Genomic DNA, 6,000 nt, shown 5'->3' with positions numbered 1-6,000 from the left:
CGCTGTGTTTTTCTTCAAAGGAACCTCGACCATCCGAAACCGGATGGACGGGGTATCAACATATCTGGCGTTGACTTTTGGCACGCTGTTGAGTTCTCAAGGAACGGACGCTTCCTTTGTACTCACCCTCTCGGGCTTTCCTCCGGGCTTCCCTTCGGTCTTGCGTTTCCGACTCTATCAGACCCTTTTCTCGGCCTGACCCCCAGTCAGCGGGGTTCGCCTTCCCGGCCGTTGGGCCGTTCCGACGAGTGAGACTTTAGCGGATTCCCGGCTCCCGACCTAATCGGGGTCCTGCTCCCTTTCGGGCGCGGATTCCTCATTTCGCTTGTACACACACCGGTGAAACGCCTGCAGACAGACTGCTGACGTCGATCAGTGATAGTACTTGCGGAATCGCTGTCCGGGGACCGACCGGAGTCGGTGCTCACGTCGGACAACTCGGAGAACACTACGGTCGCCGTCGCGGCGTGTCAACTCGCCGCCGATCCCGCTCCCCGGGGCGTACTGTGCTCCGTATGACCACGCGCACGTACAGCCAGTTCTGGTGGGCCGCCTGAGGCGGCCGTCGCTACGTGCGTACACAACGGCCGCCGTTCCGGCGGCCGTTCTTGTTTCTCCCTCCGACTCCGAGGGGCGGCCGGCCGGGGACGGCGGTCCTGCCGGAAGAGGGAGAAGAGATGACACGCGTCTTCAGCGGGATCAAGCCGACCGGGCATCTGACGCTGGGGAACTACCTGGGGGCCATGCGGCAGTGGGCCGCGGTCGACCAGCACCGGTCGGACGCGCTGTTCTGCGTGGTCGATCTGCACGCGCTGACCGTGGACCACGATCCCGCGCGGGTGCGCAGACTGAGCAGGCAGGCGGCGACGCTGCTGCTGGCGTCCGGGCTCGATCCGGAGCTCTGCACGGTGTTCGTGCAGAGCCACGTGGATGAACACGCGCGGCTGTCGTACCTGCTCGAGTGCGTGGCCACGGACGGTGAGATGCGCCGGATGATCCAGTACAGGGAGAAGGCGGCCCGGGAGCAGAGGCGGGGCGGAAGTGTGCGGCTGTCGCTGCTGACCTACCCGGTGCTGATGGCGGCGGACATCCTGGCGTACGGAGCCGACGAGGTGCCGGTCGGCGACGACCAGTCGCAGCACGTGGAGCTGACGCGGGATCTCGCGGTGCGCTTCAACCAGCGCTACGGCCACGCGTTCGTGGTGCCCCGGGCCACCCATCCGAAGGTGGCGGCGCGGGTGATGAACCTCCAGGAGCCGGCGTCGAAGATGGGGAAGAGCGACGACACCGGGCCGGGGATCGTCTATCTGCTGGACGAGCCGGACGTGGTGCGCAGGAAGCTCATGCGGGCGGTGACCGACAGCGGGCGGGACGTCGTGTACGACAGGGCGGCCCGGCCGGGGGTGTCGAATCTGCTGGAGATCCTCGCGGCGTGCTCGGGTGGGAACCCGGAGGCGTTGGGCGGTGTATATGAGTCGTACGGGGCTTTGAAGAGGGACACCGCGGAGGCTGTGGTCGAGGTGCTGAGGCCCGTGCGGGAAAGGCACAGGGAGTTGTGCGCGGATCCCGGCTATGTGGAGGGGGTGCTGCGGGATGGTGCGGAGCGGGCGCGGCAGATGGCTCGGCCGACCGTGGATGCCGCCTATCGGGCGATCGGACTGTTGCCGGCGGGTTCGGATACCGGGGCGCCCGTACTGAACGCCGCGCGGTAGGCACGCGGGCCGGTGCCGTACGCGGAGCGGCGGCGCGGGAAGGGACGTGAGGCCGGGCTCCTGGCCGCCAGGAGCCTGTGCCCCCGACGGGCGCTCGGGCCGGTCGTCAGTCCTTGGTGCCGCTCGCGAGTTCGCGGCTGCGGTCGCGGGCGGCCTCGAGGGCGGCGATGAGGGCGGCCCGTACACCGTGGTTCTCGAGTTCGCGGATGGCGTTGATGGTGGTGCCGGCGGGGGAGGTGACGTTCTCGCGGAGTTTCACGGGGTGCTCGCCGCTGTCGCGGAGCATGGTGGCGGCGCCGATCGCGGACTGGACGATCAGGTCGTGGGCCTTGTCGCGGGGCAGGCCGAGCAGGATTCCGGCGTCGGTCATGGCTTCGACCAGGTAGAAGAAGTACGCCGGGCCGGAGCCGGAGAGGGCCGTGCAGGCGTCCTGCTGGGACTCCGGAACCCGGAGTGTCTTGCCGACGGCGCCGAAGATCCCCTCGGCGTGGGCGAGGTGGTCGGCGGTGGCGTGGCTGCCGGCGGAGATGACCGACATGGCCTCGTCGACCAGGGCGGGGGTGTTGGTCATGACGCGGACGACCGGGGTGCCGGTGGCGAGGCGTTCCTCGAAGTAGGCGGTGGGGATGCCCGCCGCGCCGCTGATGACCAGGCGTTCGGCGGGGACGTGCGGGGCGAGGTCGTCGAGGAGGGTGCCCATGTCCTGCGGCTTGACCGTGAGGATCAGGGTGTCGGCGGTCTTGGCGGCTTCCTGGTTGGAGACCGGGGTCACTCCATAGCGGGTGCGGAGTTCCGCGGCTCGTTCCGGGCGGCGGGCGGTGACGAGGAGGTCGGCGGGGGCCCAGCCGGCGCGGATCATTCCGCTGAGCAGGGCTTCGCCGATCTTGCCGGTGCCGAGGACTGCGACGTTCTGGGTCATGGGTGTTGGTGCCCTCCGGGGGTGGGTCGTCCCTCGCCATCCTCGCATTTCCGACGGGGAGGCGGTGGGGCGTCCGGTGGGCGGGACGGTGGCGGTGTCCGGCCCTGAGCGGGCCCTGTCCTCAGACGCCGGACGGGATGTTCATGCCGTGCGGCGTTTCAGGGTGGCCGCGCCCAGGGTCAGGACGAGCAGGGCACAGCCGGCGACGATCGCCGTGTCGCGGACGAAGGCTGTCGTGATGTCGGTGTGCCGCAGGACCTCGTTCATGCCGTCGACGGCGTAGGACATGGGGAGGACGTCGGAGACGGCCTCGAGGACGGGGTGCATGGTGTCGCGAACCGCGAAGAGGCCGCAGAGGAGGAGCTGGGGGAAGATCACCGCCGGCATGAACTGGACCGCCTGGAACTCCGAGGCCGCGAAGGCGGAGACGAAGAGGCCGAGAGCCGTGCCGAGGAGTGCGTCGAGCAGGGCGACCAGGAGAAGCAGCCAGGGGCTGCCGGTGACGTCGAGGCCCAGGATCCAGACGGCGAGTCCGGTGGCGAGGGCGGACTGGACGATCGCCACGGTGCCGAAGGCGAGGGCGTAGCCGGCGATGAGGTCGCCCTTGCCCAGCGGCATGGCCAGGAGGCGTTCGAGGGTGCCGGAGGTACGTTCGCGCAGGGTGGCGATCGAGGTGACCAGGAACATCGTGATGAGCGGGAAGATCCCGAGGAGTGACGCGCCGATGTTGTCGAAGACGTGTGGGCTGCCGTCGAAGACGTAGCGGAGCAGGAACAGCATCAGGCAGGGGACCAGCAGCATCAGCGCGATGGTGCGGGGGTCGTGGCGGAGCTGGCGCAGGACCCGGGCGGCGGTGGCGGTGGTGCGGGAGAAGCTGAGGGCGCGTGTCGGGGCGGGGGTGGTCGTGCTCATCGTGTCCTCTCCTTCGTACGGCCTGCCGCGACCGCCTCGTCCACCAGGTGCAGGAAGGCCGCCTCGACGGTGTCGGAGCCGGTGCGGGTGCGCAGGGCCTCAGGGGTGTCGTCGGCGAGGATCTCGCCCGCGCGCATGAGGAGGAGGCGGTGGCAGCGCTCGGCCTCGTCCATGACGTGGGAGGAGATCAGCAGGGTGGTGCCGCGTTCGGCGGCGAGGGTGTGGAAGAGGTTCCAGAGGTCGCGCCGCAGGACGGGGTCGAGGCCGACGGTGGGTTCGTCGAGGACGAGGAGTTCGGGGGTGCCGAGGAGCGCGACGGCGAGGGAGACACGGCTGCGCTGGCCGCCGGAGAGATGGCCGGCGAGGGCGTCGGCGTGGGTGGTGAGGTCGACGTCGGTGATCGCTCGGGTGACGTGCTCACGGCGGCGGTCGGCGGCTGCTCGGCCGGGGTCGAGGATCGCGGCGAAGTAGTCGAGGTTCTGGCGGACGGTCAGGTCGTCGTAGACGGACGGGGCCTGGGTGACGTAGCCGATGCGGGTGCGCAGGGCGGGGTGGCCGGCGGGACCGCCGAGGACGTCGAGCGTGCCGGTGACCTTGGCCTGGGTGCCTGCGATGGCCCGCATCAGGGTGGACTTCCCGCACCCGGAGGGGCCGAGGAGGCCGGTGATCCGGCCGCGCGGCACGGTGAAGCCGAGACCGCGCAGGACGGTGCGGGGGCCTCGGACGACGGTGAGGTCCTGGGCGTGGACGGCCGGTTCCTCCGGCGGCCCTGAGTCGTAATTCATCATGTGATGAATACTCCTCCCGGCCCCCGCGCACCGTCAAGCCGTCGAGACCCGGCGTGTGGGTGCGGGTGTCGTCGCGAGGAGGAGCAGGACGTCGTACGTCTCTTCCACGGTCCCGTCCGGGAAGACGTCCAGGACGTGCCGTCGCTCCTCGGCGAGGTAGGCCGCGCTGCGCTCCTCGCCCTGCAGCAGGAACAGCGAATGGCTGCCGAGGTTGGCGAGGTGGGTGTCGAGGGGGACGCGACGGCTCCAGCGGACGTCGTGGCGGATCACGTCGAGACGGCCCGCGAAGTCGGCGGTGTGGGCGCCGAGGTTGCGTTTCTCGGCCGAGAAGTCGAAGCCGAAGTGACGGGCGGCGCGGTCGGCCGCCTCCGCGATCCACGGCACGTCGAGCGCGCTGGTGTTCCACCACAGGGCGAGTGCGCCGCCCGGACGCAGCACCCGTACCGCCTCCGGGACGGCGCGCGCGGGATCGGTCCAGTGCCAGGACTGGGCGTAGGTGAGAAGGTCGGCGCGGTGAGAGGCGAAGGGGAGGGCGTTTCCGCTGCCCCGGACGACCGGCACGCCGGGGAGGGCACGGCGGAACTCGGCCGCCATACCCTCACCGGGCTCGAGAGCGATGACGTCGGCGCCGCGCGCGTGCAGACGGGCGGTCGCTATGCCCGTACCCGCGCCGATGTCCACGACCCGGGAGCCCGCGAGGGGTCGGCCGGTGAGTTCCTCGATCGCGTCGAAGAGGGCGGGTGGGTAGGAGGGGCGGTTGGCGGCGTACTGGGCGGCGGCCGCGTTGAAGGAGTGGGCGCGGGCGCTGTGGGTGACCTGGTCGTCCCTCGGAGTCGTCATACGGCCATCGTGACCGCACGCCGGGAGGGCGCGCACGGGGTTTCCGTTGAGGTCAGGAGCTGCGGCGGCGCTTCCTGGACGGGTTGCCGGAGCGGCGGGTGACGCGCCTGTCGTACTCCGCGCGGGCCTTCTCGTACTCCGCGCGGTGGAGTCCCTCGCCCGGGGCCTCGGTGAGCGAGCGGAGGAAATAGGCGAGCAGGGAGCCGATGAAGCCGATGGACAGCAGACCGCGGAGGGAGGCCTGCCGGTCCGGGTCGGGGCGGGTGGTGAAGGCGGACCAGGTGTGGCGGAAGGCGAGCGCACTGCAGATCGCGAACATCACGACCATGAGCAGCGAGACGAAGCTGCCGACCTCGGCGATCCTGAGCCCGTCGTAGGCGATGCGCAGCACGAGGCAGGCCGCCGCCGCGGCGGCGAGGGACCCGGCGGCGACGCCGACGCGGCGGACGGTGTAGCCGCCGGAGTGGTCGACCCAGGTGGTACCGAAGAAGCGGAGGGGCTCGGGCAGGGGGCCGGCGGGGGTGTCCGGGGTGCCGTTCGTCTGGTTCTCTACTGCGCTCACGCAGTCGATTGTCACTCCTCCCCGGGTGGACGCGGGAACCGGCCTGCCGCGCCCGCGCCCAGGGAGTGAGCAGGACGGGTGCCCGTCCGCGGCCCGCGGTTCCGGACGAGGCCCGGGAACGAGCGTCCGGCGGCGCCTCGGCGGACTGCTCCGGCGGCATACCCGGATCGGCGCCGGGACCGGGACACGGGACCGGGCGGCCACGGTCCCGCGCCGCCCGGCATCGTCATCGCGCCCGCCGCGGTCGCCGCGGCGGGCGCGATGCAC

At 70.9% G+C, this 6,000-nt stretch carries 7 protein-coding genes; 2 read left to right on the top strand and 5 right to left on the bottom strand.

Annotation, left to right across the window (positions count from 1 at the left end; genetic code table 11):
* A partial coding sequence (locus HTV45_RS22920) for a hypothetical protein (RefSeq protein ID WP_215207724.1) occupies positions 1-199 on the top strand: 199 nt, incomplete at its 5' end.
* 478 nt (positions 200-677) lie between these two features.
* On the top strand, positions 678-1,712 hold the full coding sequence (trpS, locus tag HTV45_RS22915; protein ID WP_215207723.1) for a tryptophan--tRNA ligase: 1,035 nt from the start codon (positions 678-680) through the stop codon (positions 1,710-1,712).
* Positions 1,713-1,818: 106 nt separating this feature from the next.
* Here the strand turns inward: trpS and proC are convergent, their stop codons facing one another.
* The 5 genes from proC to HTV45_RS22890 form a co-directional block, all read right to left on the bottom strand.
* A complete protein-coding gene (proC, locus tag HTV45_RS22910; protein WP_215207722.1) occupies positions 1,819-2,631 on the bottom strand; it encodes a pyrroline-5-carboxylate reductase in 813 nt (270 codons plus the stop codon).
* A gap of 141 nt (positions 2,632-2,772) precedes the next feature.
* Positions 2,773-3,543, bottom strand: coding sequence for an ABC transporter permease (locus HTV45_RS22905; RefSeq protein ID WP_215207721.1), 771 nt, complete (start codon positions 3,541-3,543; stop codon positions 2,773-2,775).
* The gene (locus HTV45_RS22900; protein ID WP_215207720.1) at positions 3,540-4,331 is read right to left on the bottom strand and encodes an ABC transporter ATP-binding protein; all 792 of its coding nucleotides are present in this window, start codon (positions 4,329-4,331) and stop codon (positions 3,540-3,542) included. The genes HTV45_RS22905 and HTV45_RS22900 overlap by 4 nt, the downstream gene beginning before the upstream one ends.
* 33 nt (positions 4,332-4,364) lie before the next feature.
* Positions 4,365-5,171, bottom strand: coding sequence for a class I SAM-dependent methyltransferase (locus HTV45_RS22895; protein ID WP_215207719.1), 807 nt, complete (start codon positions 5,169-5,171; stop codon positions 4,365-4,367).
* Positions 5,172-5,223: 52 nt separating this feature from the next.
* Positions 5,224-5,733: an EamA/RhaT family transporter gene (locus HTV45_RS22890; protein WP_215207718.1), complete on the bottom strand. Its 510-nt coding sequence runs from the start codon at positions 5,731-5,733 to the stop codon at positions 5,224-5,226.
* Between the last annotated feature and the right edge of the window lie 267 nt (positions 5,734-6,000).

This window comes from Streptomyces sp. CHD11 (genome assembly GCF_018638295.1).
In the GTDB taxonomy this organism is placed as follows: domain Bacteria; phylum Actinomycetota; class Actinomycetes; order Streptomycetales; family Streptomycetaceae; genus Streptomyces.
Note: the sequence above shows the minus strand (reverse complement) of the source record. Positions and strands in the feature narration are given on the sequence as shown.